General features: G+C 56.3%; 13 protein-coding genes and 7 tRNA genes. 2 read left to right on the forward strand and 18 right to left on the reverse strand.

Annotated features, from left to right (window positions below):
• Position 1 precedes the first annotated feature (1 nt).
• On the reverse strand, positions 2 to 2,584 hold the full coding sequence (leuS, locus tag ACJBF3_RS16985) for a leucine--tRNA ligase (RefSeq protein ID WP_045325760.1): 2,583 nt from the start codon (positions 2,582 to 2,584) through the stop codon (positions 2 to 4).
• A gap of 214 nt (positions 2,585 to 2,798) precedes the next feature.
• Here leuS and ACJBF3_RS16990 point away from each other — a divergent pair, with 214 nt between their 5' ends.
• Positions 2,799 to 3,281, forward strand: coding sequence for a zinc ribbon-containing protein (locus ACJBF3_RS16990; RefSeq protein ID WP_032642499.1), 483 nt, complete (start codon positions 2,799 to 2,801; stop codon positions 3,279 to 3,281).
• Between the two features lie 64 nt (positions 3,282 to 3,345).
• On the opposite strand, the gene rihA is transcribed toward ACJBF3_RS16990, so the two are convergent.
• From rihA to miaB, 10 genes are all read right to left on the reverse strand, one after another.
• The gene (rihA, locus tag ACJBF3_RS16995) at positions 3,346 to 4,284 is read right to left on the reverse strand and encodes a pyrimidine-specific ribonucleoside hydrolase RihA (protein ID WP_045325763.1); all 939 of its coding nucleotides are present in this window, start codon (positions 4,282 to 4,284) and stop codon (positions 3,346 to 3,348) included.
• 120 nt (positions 4,285 to 4,404) lie between these two features.
• A complete protein-coding gene (locus ACJBF3_RS17000) occupies positions 4,405 to 5,130 on the reverse strand; it encodes an amino acid ABC transporter ATP-binding protein (protein WP_014883001.1) in 726 nt (241 codons plus the stop codon).
• A complete protein-coding gene (gltK, locus tag ACJBF3_RS17005) occupies positions 5,130 to 5,804 on the reverse strand; it encodes a glutamate/aspartate ABC transporter permease GltK (RefSeq protein ID WP_032649550.1) in 675 nt (224 codons plus the stop codon). Before gltK ends, ACJBF3_RS17000 begins: the two co-directional genes overlap by 1 nt.
• Entirely contained in the window at positions 5,804 to 6,544 is a 741-nt protein-coding gene (gltJ, locus tag ACJBF3_RS17010) for a glutamate/aspartate ABC transporter permease GltJ (RefSeq protein WP_008501048.1), read from the reverse strand. Before gltJ ends, gltK begins: the two co-directional genes overlap by 1 nt.
• Positions 6,545 to 6,699: 155 nt before the next feature.
• Positions 6,700 to 7,605: an amino acid ABC transporter substrate-binding protein gene (locus ACJBF3_RS17015; RefSeq protein ID WP_045325766.1), complete on the reverse strand. Its 906-nt coding sequence runs from the start codon at positions 7,603 to 7,605 to the stop codon at positions 6,700 to 6,702.
• 401 nt (positions 7,606 to 8,006) lie between these two features.
• Entirely contained in the window at positions 8,007 to 9,545 is a 1,539-nt protein-coding gene (gene lnt, locus ACJBF3_RS17020) for an apolipoprotein N-acyltransferase (protein ID WP_045325768.1), read from the reverse strand.
• Positions 9,546 to 9,550: 5 nt separating this feature from the next.
• Complete coding sequence (gene corC / locus ACJBF3_RS17025; RefSeq protein WP_021242574.1) at positions 9,551 to 10,429, reverse strand: CNNM family magnesium/cobalt transport protein CorC; 879 nt, start codon at positions 10,427 to 10,429, stop codon at positions 9,551 to 9,553.
• 89 nt (positions 10,430 to 10,518) lie between these two features.
• A complete protein-coding gene (gene ybeY / locus ACJBF3_RS17030; protein ID WP_045325771.1) occupies positions 10,519 to 10,986 on the reverse strand; it encodes an rRNA maturation RNase YbeY in 468 nt (155 codons plus the stop codon).
• Positions 10,983 to 12,029, reverse strand: a complete 1,047-nt coding sequence (locus tag ACJBF3_RS17035; protein ID WP_014883007.1) for a PhoH family protein — start codon at positions 12,027 to 12,029, stop codon at positions 10,983 to 10,985. The genes ybeY and ACJBF3_RS17035 overlap by 4 nt, the downstream gene beginning before the upstream one ends.
• Before the next feature lie 163 nt (positions 12,030 to 12,192).
• Positions 12,193 to 13,617, reverse strand: coding sequence for a tRNA (N6-isopentenyl adenosine(37)-C2)-methylthiotransferase MiaB (gene miaB, locus ACJBF3_RS17040; protein ID WP_028012350.1), 1,425 nt, complete (start codon positions 13,615 to 13,617; stop codon positions 12,193 to 12,195).
• Between the two features lie 135 nt (positions 13,618 to 13,752).
• On the opposite strand from miaB, the gene ubiF reads away from it, so the two are divergent.
• On the forward strand, positions 13,753 to 14,928 hold the full coding sequence (gene ubiF / locus ACJBF3_RS17045; RefSeq protein WP_045325773.1) for a 3-demethoxyubiquinol 3-hydroxylase: 1,176 nt from the start codon (positions 13,753 to 13,755) through the stop codon (positions 14,926 to 14,928).
• Between the two features lie 122 nt (positions 14,929 to 15,050).
• On the opposite strand, the gene ACJBF3_RS17050 is transcribed toward ubiF, so the two are convergent.
• From ACJBF3_RS17050 to ACJBF3_RS17080, 7 genes are all read right to left on the reverse strand, one after another.
• Positions 15,051 to 15,125: transfer RNA gene (locus ACJBF3_RS17050), tRNA-Gln, on the reverse strand.
• Positions 15,126 to 15,161: 36 nt separating this feature from the next.
• A tRNA-Gln gene (locus ACJBF3_RS17055) sits at positions 15,162 to 15,236 on the reverse strand.
• A gap of 40 nt (positions 15,237 to 15,276) precedes the next feature.
• A tRNA-Met gene (locus ACJBF3_RS17060) sits at positions 15,277 to 15,353 on the reverse strand.
• 17 nt (positions 15,354 to 15,370) lie between these two features.
• A tRNA-Gln gene (locus ACJBF3_RS17065) sits at positions 15,371 to 15,445 on the reverse strand.
• A 32-nt stretch (positions 15,446 to 15,477) separates the two neighbouring features.
• Positions 15,478 to 15,552, reverse strand: a tRNA-Gln gene (locus ACJBF3_RS17070).
• Positions 15,553 to 15,575: 23 nt separating this feature from the next.
• Positions 15,576 to 15,660, reverse strand: a tRNA-Leu gene (locus tag ACJBF3_RS17075).
• 8 nt (positions 15,661 to 15,668) lie between these two features.
• A tRNA-Met gene (locus tag ACJBF3_RS17080) sits at positions 15,669 to 15,745 on the reverse strand.
• Positions 15,746 to 15,934 lie beyond the last annotated feature (189 nt).

Here is a 15,934-nt window from a genome sequence, read left to right on the forward strand (position 1 = left end):
CTTAGCCAACGACCAGATTGAGCAGTTTGCCCGGTACGTAGATCGCTTTACGTACGGTAACGCCCTCAAGATATTTTGCGACCAGAGGTTCCTGGCCTGCGCGCTCGCGAACCTGTTCTTCGGTTGCATCGACCGCCACGGTAATTTTACCGCGAACTTTGCCGTTTACCTGCACCACAACCAGCGTGGTGTTTTCCACCATTGCGGCTTCGTCAGCCTGCGGCCACGGCGCGTTGTCGATATCGCCTTCGCCTTTCAGCTCCTGCCACAGGGTAAAGCTCACGTGCGGCGTGAACGGGTTCAGCATGCGAACAACGGCCAGCAGTGCTTCACGCATTAAGGCACGATCCTGCTCGCCGTCCTGCGGGGCTTTCGCCAGCTTGTTCATCAGTTCCATAATAGCCGCAATTGCGGTATTGAAGGTCTGACGACGACCAATATCATCGGTCACTTTCGCAATCGTTTTATGAACATCGCGACGCAGCGCCTGCTGATCTTCAGTCAGCGCAGCGGCGTTCAGCGCCGGAGCATCGCCCTGGGCGGTATGTTCGTAAACCAGTTTCCAGACGCGTTTCAGGAAGCGGTTCGCGCCTTCAACACCGGATTCCTGCCACTCAAGGGTCATATCCGCCGGAGAGGCAAACATCATGAACAGACGCACGGTATCTGCACCGTAGCGCTCAACCATCACCTGCGGGTCGATACCGTTGTTTTTCGACTTGGACATCTTGCTCATGCCGGTGTAAACCAGTTCATGACCTTCGGCGTCTTTCGCCTTAACGATACGGCCCTTCTCATCGCGCTCAACGATCGCATCAACCGGAGAAACCCAGTTACGCTCGCCGTTGGCACCAACGTGGTAGAAGGCATCCGCCAGCACCATGCCCTGACACAGCAGCTGTTTAGCCGGTTCGTCAGAGTTCACCATGCCCGCATCGCGCATCAGCTTATGGAAGAAGCGGAAGTAGAGCAGGTGCATGATGGCGTGCTCGATGCCGCCGATGTAGATATCTACCGGCAGCCAGTAGTTCGCCGCTTTGGAATCCAGCATGCCGTCCTGATACTGCGGGCAGGTGTAGCGCGCATAGTACCAGGATGACTCCATAAAGGTGTCAAAGGTATCGGTTTCACGCAGCGCAGGCTGACCGTTAACGGTGGTTTTTGCCCACTCAGGATCGGCCTTGATAGGGCTGGTGATACCGTCCATGACCACGTCTTCCGGCAGGATCACCGGGAGCTGATCTTCTGGCGTTGGCATCACGGTGCCATCTTCCAGCGTCACCATTGGAATTGGCGCACCCCAGTAACGCTGACGGGAAACGCCCCAGTCGCGCAGACGGAAATTAACTTTACGCTCGCCCACGCCCAGAGACGCCAGCTTATCGGCGATGGCGTTGAAGCCCTCTTCGAAGCTCAGGCCGCTGAATTCACCGGAGTTAAACAGGGTGCCTTTTTCAGTCAGCGCCTGCTCAGACAGGTCTGGTTCAGAACCGTCAGCCGCCAGGATAACCGGCTTGATGGTCAGGCCATATTTGGTGGCAAATTCGTAGTCGCGCTGGTCGTGACCCGGAACGGCCATCACGGCGCCTGTGCCGTACTCCATCAGTACGAAGTTGGCGGCCCAGACGGGGATTGCTTCGCCCGTCAGCGGGTGAATGGCTTTAAAGCCGGTATCAACCCCTTTTTTCTCCATCGTCGCCATATCGGCTTCGGCCACTTTGGTGTTGCGGCACTCATCGATGAAGGTCGCCAGTTCCGGATTGTTCTCCGCCGCTTTCTGCGCCAGCGGGTGACCTGCGGCCACCGCCAGGTAGGTCGCGCCCATGAAGGTGTCCGGACGGGTAGTGTAGACGGTCAGGGGCTGGTCGTGGTTCTCAACGTTGAAGGTAATTTCCACGCCTTCAGAACGGCCGATCCAGTTGCGCTGCATGGTCTTAACGGTATCTGGCCAGTGGTCCAGCTTATCCAGATCGTTCAGCAGCTCGTCCGCGTAAGCGGTGATTTTGATAAACCACTGTGGGATCTCTTTACGCTCAACTTTGGTGTCGCAGCGCCAGCAGCAGCCGTCGATAACCTGTTCGTTCGCGAGAACGGTCTGGTCATTCGGACACCAGTTAACGGCAGAGGTCTTCTTGTACACCAGGCCTTTTTTGTACAGCTCGGTGAAGAATTTCTGTTCCCAGCGGTAGTATTCGGGTGTACAGGTTGCCAGCTCGCGGCTCCAGTCATAGCCAAAGCCCAGCATTTTGAGCTGGTTTTTCATGTACGCGATGTTGTCGTACGTCCACGGCGCCGGAGCGGTATTGTTTTTGACCGCAGCACCTTCCGCAGGCAGACCAAACGCGTCCCAGCCGATAGGCTGCAGGACGTTTTTACCCAGCATGCGCTGGTAGCGCGCAATCACATCACCGATGGTGTAGTTGCGCACGTGGCCCATGTGTAGTCGACCAGAAGGATAGGGAAGCATCGACAGGCAGTAATACTTCTCTTTGCTCTCGTCTTCGGTTACTTCAAAGGTGCGCTTCTCGTCCCAGTGTTGCTGGACTTTTGATTCTATCTCTTCCGGGCGGTATTGCTCTTGCATGGCAGCCAGTGGTCCTGTTTTCAATACAGCTACAAATGTAGCCAATGGATGTGGTAATTCAGATCCGCATAGCATAGCCCAAACGCCCGCGTCAAAACAGCCTTTCGCACAAATGCGCTTTGCAGGAATTTACCCGGTCTGTGCTTCACCTGACAAAGCGGTGATGAAATAAGGTCTATTATTAGAAATAGTTACTGACCCGGGAGGCAAAATGATGAACAAGGTTGCTCAATTTTACCGTGAACTGGTGGCGACACTGACGGAACGGCTGCGTAACGGCGAGCGCGATATCGACGCGCTGGTGGAGCAGGCGCGTGCCCGCGTGACGCAAACGGGTGAGTTAACGCGAACCGAAGTGGAAGAGGTGACGCGCGCCGTGCGTCGCGATCTGGAAGAGTTCGCGCGCAGTTACCAGGAGAGTCAGGAGGAGGTCACGGACAGCGTTTTCATGCGGGTGATTAAAGAGAGCCTGTGGCAGGAACTCGCCGATATCACGGATAAAACGCAGCTGGAGTGGCGCGAGGTCTTTCAGGATTTGAACCATCACGGCGTGTATCACAGCGGTGAGGTGGTCGGGCTAGGAAATCTGGTGTGCGAGAAATGTCACCACCATATTGCGGTGTACACGCCGGATGTCCTGCCGCTGTGTCCGAAATGCGGGCACGATCAGTTCCAGCGTCGGCCGTTTGAGCCATAGGTAAAAGTGCAGGTTTTCGCCCTCTCCCTGTCCGTGAGGGCCGGGGTGAGGGCATCAGGCCGCACTACGCACTATAGTAAGCCAGTCTCTCAGCCAGCAAATCCACAAATGCCTCCCGGTCGATATCCACCATCACCGTCGTATTCGGCTTATTCCCCGTCAGCGAATAGTAGTCCACCACCGTCATGCCCTGGGTGTATTTCCCCTGCGTCTCAACGCCCACCCATCTGTCCACGGTGGTAAACATCTCCGGCCTCAGTAGCCAGGCAATCGTACACGGATCGTGCAGCGGCGCGCCGTGGAAGCCCCATTTCTCAGCCTTATGGTACTCCATAAAAAAGTCGAGCAACTCAGCCGCGGTTGTCGCAACCGGATTGCCGACGGCGCGAAAACGTTCAATATCGTCCGCCATAATCTGCGCGCGGTGGGTAACGTCCAGACCCGCCATGACAATCGGTAAGCCGGACTGGAAGACCATCTCAGCGGCTTCCGGGTCCACGAAAATGTTGAACTCCGCTGCTGGCGTCCAGTTCCCCAGCCCCATCGCGCCGCCCATGATGACGATGCGCGCAATTTTAGCGTGCAGCTCAGGATGGGCGTTCAGCAGCAGCGCCACGTTGGTTTGTGGTCCGGTCGCCACCAGCGTAACGGGCTCCGCGCTCTCGCGCAGCACCTTCGCCATCAGCTCCACGGCGGTACAGTTTTGCGGCGCAAAGCCTGGCTCCGGCAGCGCCGGACCGTCCAGCCCGCTTTCACCATGAACGTTGTCGGCAATGATCAGCTCGCGCATCAGCGGCTTCACGGCCCCGCCGGCGACGGGAATATCGGAGCGATTGAGCAGGGTGAGCATGCGCAAAACGTTACGCAGGGTTTTATCCGGCGTCTGGTTTCCGGCAGACGAGGTGACGGCTTTGACGTCGAGTTCAGGGGAGGCAAGTGCAAGAACGAGCGCGATCGCGTCATCATGACCCGGATCGCAATCGAGAATAATAGGCTGTGCCATAGCGTTCTCCATTCATAGCGTTATTTTGTGACAAGGTTAACGCTGCAATGTGACGCCGAATAGATGAAGAGCGCTAAAGCGTGAAGCAGTGCGCAATCCGCAGATTGCGCACCGGGAAGATTAATGCAGGATTTTGGCGAGGAAATCTTTCGCACGCTCGGATTTCGGGTTAGCGAAGAACTCTTCTTTCGGCGAGTCTTCGACGATCTTCCCTTCATCCATAAAGATCACGCGGTTGGCTACCTTACGGGCAAAGCCCATTTCGTGGGTCACTACCATCATCGTCATCCCTTCGTGCGCCAGCTCGACCATCACGTCCAGCACTTCGTTGATCATCTCCGGATCGAGCGCCGACGTGGGCTCATCGAACAGCATCGCCACCGGATCCATGCACAGCGCGCGGGCGATCGCCACACGCTGCTGCTGGCCGCCGGACAGCTGCGCCGGGAACTTATCGGCATGCGCCGAAAGCCCAACGCGTTCCAGGAGCTTCAGACCTTTCTCGCGCGACGCTTTTTTATCGCGCTTAAGCACTTTTACCTGCGCCAGCGTGAGGTTCTCAATAATGGAGAGGTGAGGGAACAGCTCAAAATGCTGGAACACCATGCCCACGTGAGAGCGAAGCTGGGCGAGGTTAGTTTTCTTGTCGTTAACCTTGGTGCCGTTGACGACGATCTCACCCTGCTGCACCGGCTCCAGCCCGTTAACGGTTTTGATCAGCGTCGATTTACCGGAGCCGGACGGCCCGCACACCACCACCACGTCGCCTTTCTTCACTTCGGTAGAGCAGTCGGTCAGCACCTGAAAGTGCCCATACCATTTAGAAACATTTTTCAGGGAAATCATTATACCGTCCTTTTCTTCAGCCAGCTGACCAACAGCGACGCGCTTAAACTAATCACAAAGTAGACCGCACCCGCAAAGAGCACCATCTCGACCTGCGTACCGTCACGCTCACCGATGGTTGACGCGGTACGGAAGAAGTCTGCCAGGCTCAGCACGTAGACCAGCGAAGTATCCTGGAACAGTACGATACCCTGGGTCAGCAGGAGCGGAACCATGGCGCGAAACGCCTGCGGCAGAATAATGAGCTGCATGGACTGCCAGTGCGTCATCCCCAGCGCCAGCGCGGCGCTGGACTGCCCGCGGGAGATGCTCTGAATGCCCGCGCGGATAATCTCCGAGTAGTAAGCGGCCTCAAACATTGAGAATGCCACCATGGCGGAGATCAGACGGATATCGGTTTTCGGCGACAGCCCCAGCACGTTCTGCAGGAAGCCGGGCACGATCAGGTAAAACCACAGCAGCACCATCACCAGCGGGATCGAACGGAACACGTTAACGTAGGCGGTGGCAAACCAGGCAAGCGGCTTAAAGCTCGACAGGCGCATGACGGCCAGCAGGGTGCCCCAGACGATACCGACGATGATGGCAATGACGGTGATTTTTAAGGTAATCATCAGTCCATCCAGCAGGTAAGGCATGGAGGGAACGATAGAACTCCAGTCAAATTCGTACATTATTTGCCCCCCATGTTGCCCGGCAGGCGAATTTTGCGTTCAACCAGGTTCATCACCAGCATGATGAAAGCGTTAATCAGAACATACGCGAGCGTGATCGCGGTGAAGGATTCCCACGCGTGGGCGGAATAATCCAGCAGCTTGCCCGCCTGCGCGGCCATATCAACCAGGCCGATCGTGGAGGCGATGGCCGAGTTCTTCACCAGGTTCATCATCTCGGAGGTCATCGGCGGAACGATAACGCGGTAGGCGTTAGGCAGCAGCACGTAGCGGTAGGTTTGTGGCAGGGTAAGGCCCATCGCCAGGCCCGCATTTTTTTGTCCGCGCGGCAGTGACTGAATAGCGGCACGCACCTGCTCGCAAACGCGCGCAGCGGTAAACAGCCCCAGACACATCATGGAGGAGACAAAGAACTGCACGTTAGGATCCAGCTCCGACTTGAACCACATGCCAATATTTTCCGGCAGCAGTTCCGGGATAACCAGATACCAGGTAAAGAACTGCACGATCAGCGGAACGTTACGGAACAGTTCCACATAGAGGGTGCCGAGTGTTGAAAGAAAACGGTTAGGGACGGTGCGCAGAATACCGAACAAAGAACCGACAAGAAACGCGATGATCCACGCCGTTATCGATAATGCCACGGTGACCTGAAAGCCGCTCCACAGCCAGCCAAGATAGGTGGTGTTGCCGAACGGGGCTTGTTGCAGAAAGATGCCCCAGTTCCAGTCTATTGACATAATAAACTCCAGAAAAAAAAGGGTAGCAGCGCTACCCTCGAAGATTGGTGAGAAGCTCATTTTTCGTGCTGAGTGGGGAACGACCACTCAACGTATAGTCTGTCCATGCTTCCCGACAATCGAGAGGGCAGGAGATCCCGCCCCTGTTGTTCTAATTAGTTAAGAGCCTTGTCGTTTGGAGATTTGAACAGCGCCTTCATGTCGTCAGACAGTTCAAAATTCATGTTCAGGTTTTTTGGTGGAATCGGGTTCTTGAACCACTTGTCGAACCATTTTTCCGCTTCGCCGGAGGTCTGCACCTGGGCGATGGTGTCATCGATCAGCTTTTTAAACTGCGGATCGTCTTTACGCAGCATACAGCCGTAGGCTTCTTTCGACTGCGCGGTACCGACGATATCCCAGTTGTCAGGTTTCTTCGCTTTTGCACGTTCGCCCGCCAGCAGGGCGTCATCCATCATAAACGCGACCGCACGACCGCTTTCCAGGGTACGGAAGGAGTCGCCATGGTCTTTCGCGCTGATGATGCGCATATCCATTTTCTTCTCGTCGTTCAGCTTGTGCAGCAGCACTTCTGACGTGGTACCGGATGTCACCACGACCGCTTTGCCTTTCAGGTCAGCGAAATCTTTGATTTCGCCACCTTTCTTCGTCAGCAGACGGGTGCCCACGACAAAGATGGTGTCAGAGAAGGCCGCCTGTTTCTGGCGCTCGAGGTTGTTGGTGGTGGAACCACACTCAAAGTCAAAGGTGCCGTTTTGCAGCAGGGGAATACGGTTCTGTGAAGTGATGGGGATCAGCTTCACCTGCAGGTCAGGTTTGTTCAGCTTTTTCTTCACGGCTTCAACGATGGCGTTGGAGTAATCCTGTGAATAGCCCACGACTTTTTGCGTGTTGTCGTAGTACGAGAACGGAACAGAGGATTCACGGTGGCCGACCACGATGACGCCGTTTTTGGCAATCTTGTCGAGAGTGCTACCTGCTGCCGGTGCATCTTCAGCGTGAACCACGCCGGCAGAGATTCCCATAACCAGCATTGCTGTGGCCAGTTTACGTAATTGCATACCCAACTCCTTTCTTATCAGCGCCAGCGACGCATTGATACCCATTGTGATGTTGTTATATCTCGCGCGATGCGAGTGCAGTGTTATGCAAGCTTGTTAACATTTAGTCTGGCTTAATGTAAAGATTTTGCTGCGTTATTGTTTATTTTTGCGAAGCGCGCCGCACCATTCAGAGGCAATAATCTCCCGTTGCACCGTTTCGGCGCTACCGACGATCTACGCTGGTGCGACAAGGTTGCACGTTAAGCCAAACGGCGTTTACCTGAATAAACAAAGCAATAGGCGTGCCAGAATGGTCATTTGGAGGGAATTGTCGGGTGGCGGCTACGCCTTACCCGACCTACAGCATGGGAAAGTAGGCCGGGTAAGGCGTAGCCGCCACCCGGCAACAGAAGGGAAGGTTATTTACGACGCTGACGCAGGCTCATCAGCACAGCACCAAAGCCGAACAGCGCAGTCAGGATCCACAGCGGCCAGTTGCCGGTGCGGGCATAGGGCGTCAGCCCCGTGGTTGGCGTGACGTTAGCGGTCAGCACCTCACGGGTAAACTGCGGAATCATCGCCTGAATGTCACCCTGAGGACCAATTACGGCGGTGATACCGTTGTTGGTGCTGCGCAGCAGCGGACGCGCCAGCTCCAGGGCGCGCATGCGTGCCATCTGGAAGTGCTGCCACGGGCCGATTGACTTACCGAACCAGGCATCGTTAGAGATGGTCAGCAGATAGTCCGTATCCGGGCGGAAGTTATCGCGCACCTGCTCGCCGAGGATAATTTCGTAGCAGATGGCCGCCGTCAGGGCCGCGCCGTGCGCGTGCAGCTGGGGCTGAACGTACGGCCCGCGGCTGAAGGAGGACATCGGCAGGTCAAAGAACGGGGCCAGCGGGCGCAAAATGGATTCCAGCGGAACAAACTCGCCAAACGGCACCAGGTGGTTCTTGTTGTACCGGTCAGTGGAGTGGTAGCTGTACTCGCTGTCTTTGCCGAGGGTAATGATGGTGTTGTAGGTATCGTAGCGGTTCTGCTGATTCAGACGCGCATCGACGATCCCGGTGATCAGCGTGCTGCCGCGCGCTACCAGCAGATCGTTCATCATGTTGAGGAACGGCTGCTGGTTAATTTCCAGATCGGGAATGGCGGACTCCGGCCAGATAATCAGCTGCGATTTCCCCATCACCTCTTCGGTGGCGTTGGCGTAGATCTTCAGCGTATTCAGCAGCTCTTTTTCGTCCCACTTCATGGACTGCGGGATATTTCCCTGCACCATGGAAACCTGCATGGCGCGCGCGGGCTCTGGGGTGAACCACTGGATATAGCGCAGCGGGAAGGGCAGAGCGAACAGTATCAGCGCCACAGCCAGCGGCTTCCATCCGCGCGTGACAAGCGCTAATACCAGCAGGCCGCTCACTGCCATCAGCAGGAAGTTGATGGCTTCCACGCCCATGACCGGCGCCAGGCCTTTCAGCGGGCCGTCAATCTGGCTGTAGCCGAACTGCAGCCACGGGAAGCCGGTCAGCACCCAGCCGCGCAGGAACTCGGTGATTTGCCAGACCACCGGTGCGGCAATGGCAACGCGCAGCCAGGTGGTTCTTGGCCACAGGCGAGAAAGGATGCCGGCGAACAGGCCGATATAGAGCGAGAGATACGCGGCGAGCAGCACCACCAGGAAGACGTTTACCGGCCCGGGCATACCGCCAAACTGCGCGATGCTGACGTAAACCCAGTTGATGCCTGAGCCAAACAGCCCCAGCCCCCAGAAGTAGCCGATCGCGGCAGCCTGCACCGGGCGACGGTTCAGGGTCAGACCCTGAAGCCCCATCAGGGAGAGAATGGCCGCAGGCCAGATATCGTAAGGTGAGAAAGCCAGCGTACCGCTGGCTCCGAGTAACAGCGCCAGCAGCAAACGGACGCGCTGGCGTTCAAGCAATGGGGCAAATGCCATTTACATTAATCTTCCAGTTTTGGCACCGGTGAGTCGTCCGGCGTTCTGACGTGAACCTGTATAATACGTCGGCTGTCGGCCATGGCTACTTTGAACTGGTAACCGTCGATGTCAACGGTCTCTCCGCGCGCCGGGAGGTGGCCAAAGGCCTGCATCACCAGCCCGCCAATGGTATCGACCTCTTCATCGCTGAAGTGGGTTCCGAAGGCGTCGTTGAAGTCCTCGATAGAGGCCAGCGCACGCACGGTCCAGGTGTGGCGGCTAAGCTGACGGAAGTCGATATCCTCTTCTTCGTCGTACTCGTCTTCGATTTCGCCCACGATCAGCTCGAGGATGTCCTCGATCGTGACCAGGCCGGAGACGCCACCAAATTCGTCAATAACAATCGCCATGTGGTAGCGCTGGGAGCGGAACTCTTTCAGCATCCGATCCACACGTTTACTTTCCGGCACGACCACGGCCTGGCGTAACACTTTTTCCATGCTGAAGGCTTCGGCATCGCTGCGCATAAACGGCAGCAGATCTTTCGCCATCAAAATCCCTTCGATGTGATCTTTGTCTTCGCTAATGACCGGGAAACGCGAGTGGGCGGATTCGATGATGACATCGAGGCACTCGTCCAGCGTCTGGTTACGTTTCAGGGTGATCATCTGCGAGCGGGGGATCATGATATCGCGGACGCGCTGGTCGGCAATGTCCATCACCCCTTCGAGCATTTCGCGCGTATCTTCGTCGATAAGGTCGTTTTGCCCGGAATCACGAATCAGCTCCAGCAGTTCATCACGGTTTTTGGGTTCGCCGTGGAAAAGCTGGTTCAGAATGAGGGAGAAAAATCCCTTTTTACTGGTTGTCGTGTCGCTACTGTGTGAATTGTCGTCGCTCATGGCGTTTGTTAAGGGTTCTCTTGTTAGTTCAACGTTTACCGCCACGCGTTATCCTTTCGTGGCGGCAGGTGAGTCCGTCAGGTGACGGACTATTCTTTCTCGGCAATGTACGGATCCTCATAGCCCAGAGCAAGCATTATCTCTGTCTCAAGGGACTCCATCTCTTCCGCTTCGTCATCTTCAATGTGATCGTAGCCCAACAGGTGCAGGCTGCCGTGTACCACCATGTGCGCCCAGTGGGCCTCAAGCGGCTTTTGCTGCTCTTTGGCTTCCTGCTCAACCACCTGGCGGCAGATGATCAGATCGCCCAGCAGCGGCATCTCAATACCCGGCGGCGCTTCGAACGGGAAAGAGAGCACGTTGGTCGGCTTATCTTTCCCGCGATAGGTCAGGTTAAGCTCGTGGCTTTCGGCTTCATCCACCAGGCGAATCGTCACTTCTGATTCTTCCTGAAACTGCGGGATAACGGCATCCAGCCATTTCTGGAACTGCGCCTCATCCGGCATGCCGGAATGGTCTTCACAGGCCAGCTGTAAATCGAGGATCACCTGACTCATTTCTGTTCTTGCTCCTGCGCGTCGCGCTTACGTTCTGCGGCCAGTTCGGCCCTACGCTTCTGATCCGCCTCTTCCCAGGCTTCATAGGCGTTAACGATACGCGCGACCACCGGGTGGCGTACCACGTCTTCACTGTGGAAGAAGTTAAAGCTGATTTCGTCAACCTCGGCCAGCACCTCGATGGCGTGGCGCAGGCCGGATTTAGTGCTGCGCGGCAGGTCGATCTGGGTCACGTCACCAGTAATGACCGCTTTCGAGTTAAAGCCGATACGCGTCAGGAACATCTTCATCTGTTCGATGGTGGTGTTCTGGCTCTCATCAAGAATGATGAACGCGTCGTTTAACGTGCGGCCTCGCATATAGGCGAGCGGAGCCACTTCGATCACGTTACGCTCAATCAGCTTCTCGACCTTCTCAAAGCCCAGCATCTCGAACAGCGCGTCATATAAAGGGCGCAGATACGGGTCGACCTTCTGGCTCAGATCGCCCGGCAGGAAGCCCAGTTTTTCACCGGCTTCAACGGCAGGACGCGTCAGCAGAATTCGACGAATCTCCTGGCGTTCCAGCGCATCTACCGCCGCGGCAACCGCCAGATAGGTTTTCCCCGTCCCCGCCGGACCCACCCCGAAGGTGATGTCGTGGTCGAGGATATTGGCGATGTACTGCGCCTGGTTTGGCGTACGCGGCTTGATGACGCCACGCTTGGTCTTGATATTGATCGCCTTGCCGTAGTCCGGCACGCTTTCCGCGCTCTGCTCAAGCACGCGCGCCTCTTTAATGGCGAGGTGAATTTGTTCCGGCTCGATATCCTGAATTTCGCCGCGCATCGGGGCGGTATCGACATACAGGCTGCGCAGGATATCTGCTGCCGCATTGACGCAGATAGGGCGTCCGGTAAGTTTGAAGTGATTATCGCGACGGTTAATTTCGATACCCAGACGTCGCTCCAGTTGTTTGATGTTGTCATCAAACGGTCCGCACAGGCTCAGCAGGCGAGCGTTGTCTGCGGGCGTTAGGCTGATTTCACGCGTATCTATGTTCAAACTGTTCCTCTTTGATTGGTTAACTGACCTGCTGCCACACGGCGTAATAAAACGGTCATTACCGAAATTATTCACGCCACAGAATAAAGGCGCAAGCGTTGCGGAAGATATTGGGGATGATGAGAGGAAATACAAGGCCTGCCGGAAGGGCAGGCCATCAGGATTAAGGCTGGTAAATCCCCACGCCGGAATCGTTCTCTTTGCGGGTACGCGAAATCACGGATTCCGGTGACTCTGCGATACGCAGGCCCATTTCGTCTTCGGTGCGGACCACCTTCGCGCGCAGCGAGTTGGTCAGCACTTCAACGATTTCGACGTCCACAAACTTACCGATCATGTCCGGGGTGCCTTCAAAGTTGACCACGCGGTTATTTTCGGTACGGCCGGAGAGTTCCATAATGCTCTTGCGCGACGTGCCTTCCACCAGAATGCGCTGGACGGTACCGAGCATACGGCGGCTCCACGCGTTGGCCTGCTGGTTGATACGCTCCTGCAGAATATACAGACGCTGCTTTTTCTCCTCTTCCGGCACATCGTCAACCATATCGGCCGCTGGGGTGCCAGGACGCGCAGAGAAGATAAAGCTGTAGCTGACGTCAAAATTCACTTCGCCGATGAGCTTCATGGTGCGCTCGAAGTCATCAGCGGTTTCACCCGGGAAGCCGACGATAAAGTCGGAGCTGATCTGGATATCCGGACGCGCTTCGCGCAGCTTACGGATGGTAGATTTGTACTCCAGCACCGTATGCGGTCGGCCCATCAGGTTCAGCACGCGGTCAGAGCCGCACTGAATCGGCAGGTGCAGGAAGCTCACCAGCTCTGGCGTATCGCGATACACATCGATGATGTCGTCGGTAAATTCCATCGGATGGCTGGTGGTAAAGCGAATGCGGTCGATGCCGTCAATCGCGGCCACCAGGCGCAGCAGCTCGGCAAAGCTTCCGGTGGTGCCGTCGTAGTTCTCACCGCGCCAGGCGTTAACGTTCTGACCCAGCAGGTTCACTTCGCGAACGCCCTGGGCGGCTAGCTGCGCGATTTCAAACAGGATGTCGTCTGCCGGGCGGCTGACCTCTTCACCACGGGTGTATGGGACCACGCAGTAAGTACAGTACTTGTTGCAGCCTTCCATGATGGAGACGAAGGCGGTCGGGCCATCGGCGCGCGGCTCCGGCAGGCGGTCGAATTTTTCAATCTCCGGGAAGCTGACGTCAACGACCGGGCTACGGTTGCCGCGAACCTGATTGATCATCTCCGGCAGGCGGTGCAGGGTCTGCGGGCCAAAGACGATATCCACATACGGGGCTCTCTGACGGATCAGCTTGCCTTCCTGCGACGCGACGCAGCCACCCACCCCGATGATCAGGTCCGGGTTTTTACGTTTAAGAAGCTTCCAGCGGCCTAACACGTGAAAGACTTTTTCCTGCGCTTTTTCACGAATCGAACAGGTGTTCAGCAGCAGCACGTCCGCTTCTTTCGCATTTTCAGTCAGCTGGTATCCGTGGGTGGTATCCAGCAGATCGGCCATCTTGGATGAATCGTATTCGTTCATCTGACAGCCCCAGGTTTTTATATGGAGTTTTTTAGTCATCGACTTGCTCAGCTCAGGATTGCAAGCCGCGTATTGTAATGCTTTGGTGGGGTTGTGACCAGTATGAAGGTTGTGTGCCTCAGGACCGAAAAAATCCGGTAAACTTAAGGGATTCTCCAATAAGGAAAATTGACCATGACACTCCAACACACCGAAGTTGCCGTTGTCGGCGGCGGTATGGTCGGCGGCGCGCTGGCGCTGGGGCTGGCGCAGCAGGGATTTGAGGTAACGGTAATTGAACAGGCTGCACCGCCGACTTTCGATCCCGCCAGCAAGCCGGATGTGCGCATTTCGGCTATCAGCGCGGCGTCCGTCGATCTGCTCCGCGGGCTGGGCGTCTGGGAGGCGGTGCAGGCGATGCGCGCCCATCCCTACAGCCGTCTCGAAACCTGGGAGTGGGAAAATGCCCACGTCGCGTTTGATGCCGCTGAGCTGAAGCTGCCGCGCCTGGGCTATATGGTAGAAAACAACGTGCTCCAGCGGGCGCTCTGGCAGGCGCTGGAGGCGCATCCGAAGGTGACGCTGCGCGTGCCTGCGTCGCTTAAGTCACTCCATTCTCACCATCGCGGCTATCTGCTGACGCTCGACAGCGGTGATGAGCTGGCCGTGAAGCTGGTCGTCGGGGCGGACGGCGCTAACTCGCAGGTCAGACAGATGGCGGGCATTGGCGTTCATGCCTGGCAGTATGAACAGTCCTGCATGCTGATTACCGTCGAGTGCGATAATGCCCCGGGCGAGAGCACCTGGCAGCACTTTACGCCGAACGGCCCGCACGCCTTTTTACCGCTGTTCGATCGCTGGGCGTCGCTGGTGTGGTACGACAAACCGGCGCGCATTCGCCAGCTGCAGGGGCTTTCGATGGAACAGCTACAGCGCGAGATCCTGTTGAACTTTCCGAGCCGTCTGGGCCATGTTACGCCGGTCTCCGCCGGGGCGTTCCCGCTCACGCGCCGTCATGCGTTGCAGTATGCTCGCGAAGGGCTGGCGCTGGTGGGGGATGCGGCACACACCATTCATCCGCTGGCCGGGCAGGGGGTAAACCTCGGGTATCGTGATGTTGATGCGTTACTGGATGTGTTGGGCAGCGCCCGCGGACACGCGGAAAGCTGGGCCAGCCATCAGGTACTGAAGCGCTACCAGACGCGGCGTATGGTGGATAATTTCATCATGCAGTCGGGGATGGATCTGTTCTATGCCGGGTTCAGCAATGACGTCGCCCCGGTGCGCATTCTGCGTAATATTGGATTGATGGCAGCGGAGCGTGCCGGTGGCCTGAAGCGTCAGGCGCTGAAGTACGCACTCGGACTCTAATCTTTGCTCCGACTATTCCCTCGCCCCTTTGGGGAGAGGGTTAGGGTGAGGGGGAATCAGGCCGCACAACTCTGAGCAACAAAAACAAAAAAGCCCGCAGAGCGGGCTTTTTTGTTACTAAGTGGCTGGGGTGCAGGGATTCGAACCCCGGAATGCTGGTATCAGAAACCAGAGCCTTACCGCTTGGCGACACCCCAATTGCGTTAAACAATCTGCTTAACGACTTTTTAAATTGGCTGGGGTACGAGGATTCGAACCTCGGAATGCCGGAATCAGAATCCGGTGCCTTACCGCTTGGCGATACCCCAACAATTTGTTTTGATTCCCGATAAATCGACAATCTTAATTTGGTGGCTACGACGGGATTCGAACCTGTGACCCCATCATTATGAGTGATGTGCTCTAACCAACTGAGCTACGTAGCCAGTACTGCAATCTTCGATGGCTGGGGTACCTGGATTCGAACCAGGGAATGCCGGTATCAAAAACCGGTGCCTTACCGCTTGGCGATACCCCAATACCGCGGAGAACCGCAAAATCGAAGAAATATGGCTGGGGTACCTGGATTCGAACCAGGGAATGCCGGTATCAAAAACCGGTGCCTTACCGCTTGGCGATACCCCATCCGTGCAACGCATACTTGGGAATGGTGCGGGAGGCGAGACTTGAACTCGCACACCTTGCGGCGCCAGAACCTAAATCTGGTGCGTCTACCAATTTCGCCACTCCCGCAAAAAAGATGGTGGCTACGACGGGATTCGAACCTGTGACCCCATCATTATGAGTGATGTGCTCTAACCAACTGAGCTACGTAGCCATCTTTTTTCGCGTTACCTTATCGGCGTTGCGGGGCGCATTATGCGTATAGACCCTTGCAGCGTCAACACCTTTTTCAACGAAAATAGCCGGAATGTGACTGTTTGGTTAGGTTGCGAACAGCGTGACCGAATATTCGGCAATTATTGGTTATTAATCGATTTTAGAGGACAAAAAGGAGGGCAAAAAA

It is taken from the genome of Enterobacter sp. PP-008-ECC_S150 (genome assembly GCF_045257065.1).
Classification (GTDB): Bacteria; Pseudomonadota; Gammaproteobacteria; order Enterobacterales; family Enterobacteriaceae; genus Enterobacter; species Enterobacter chengduensis.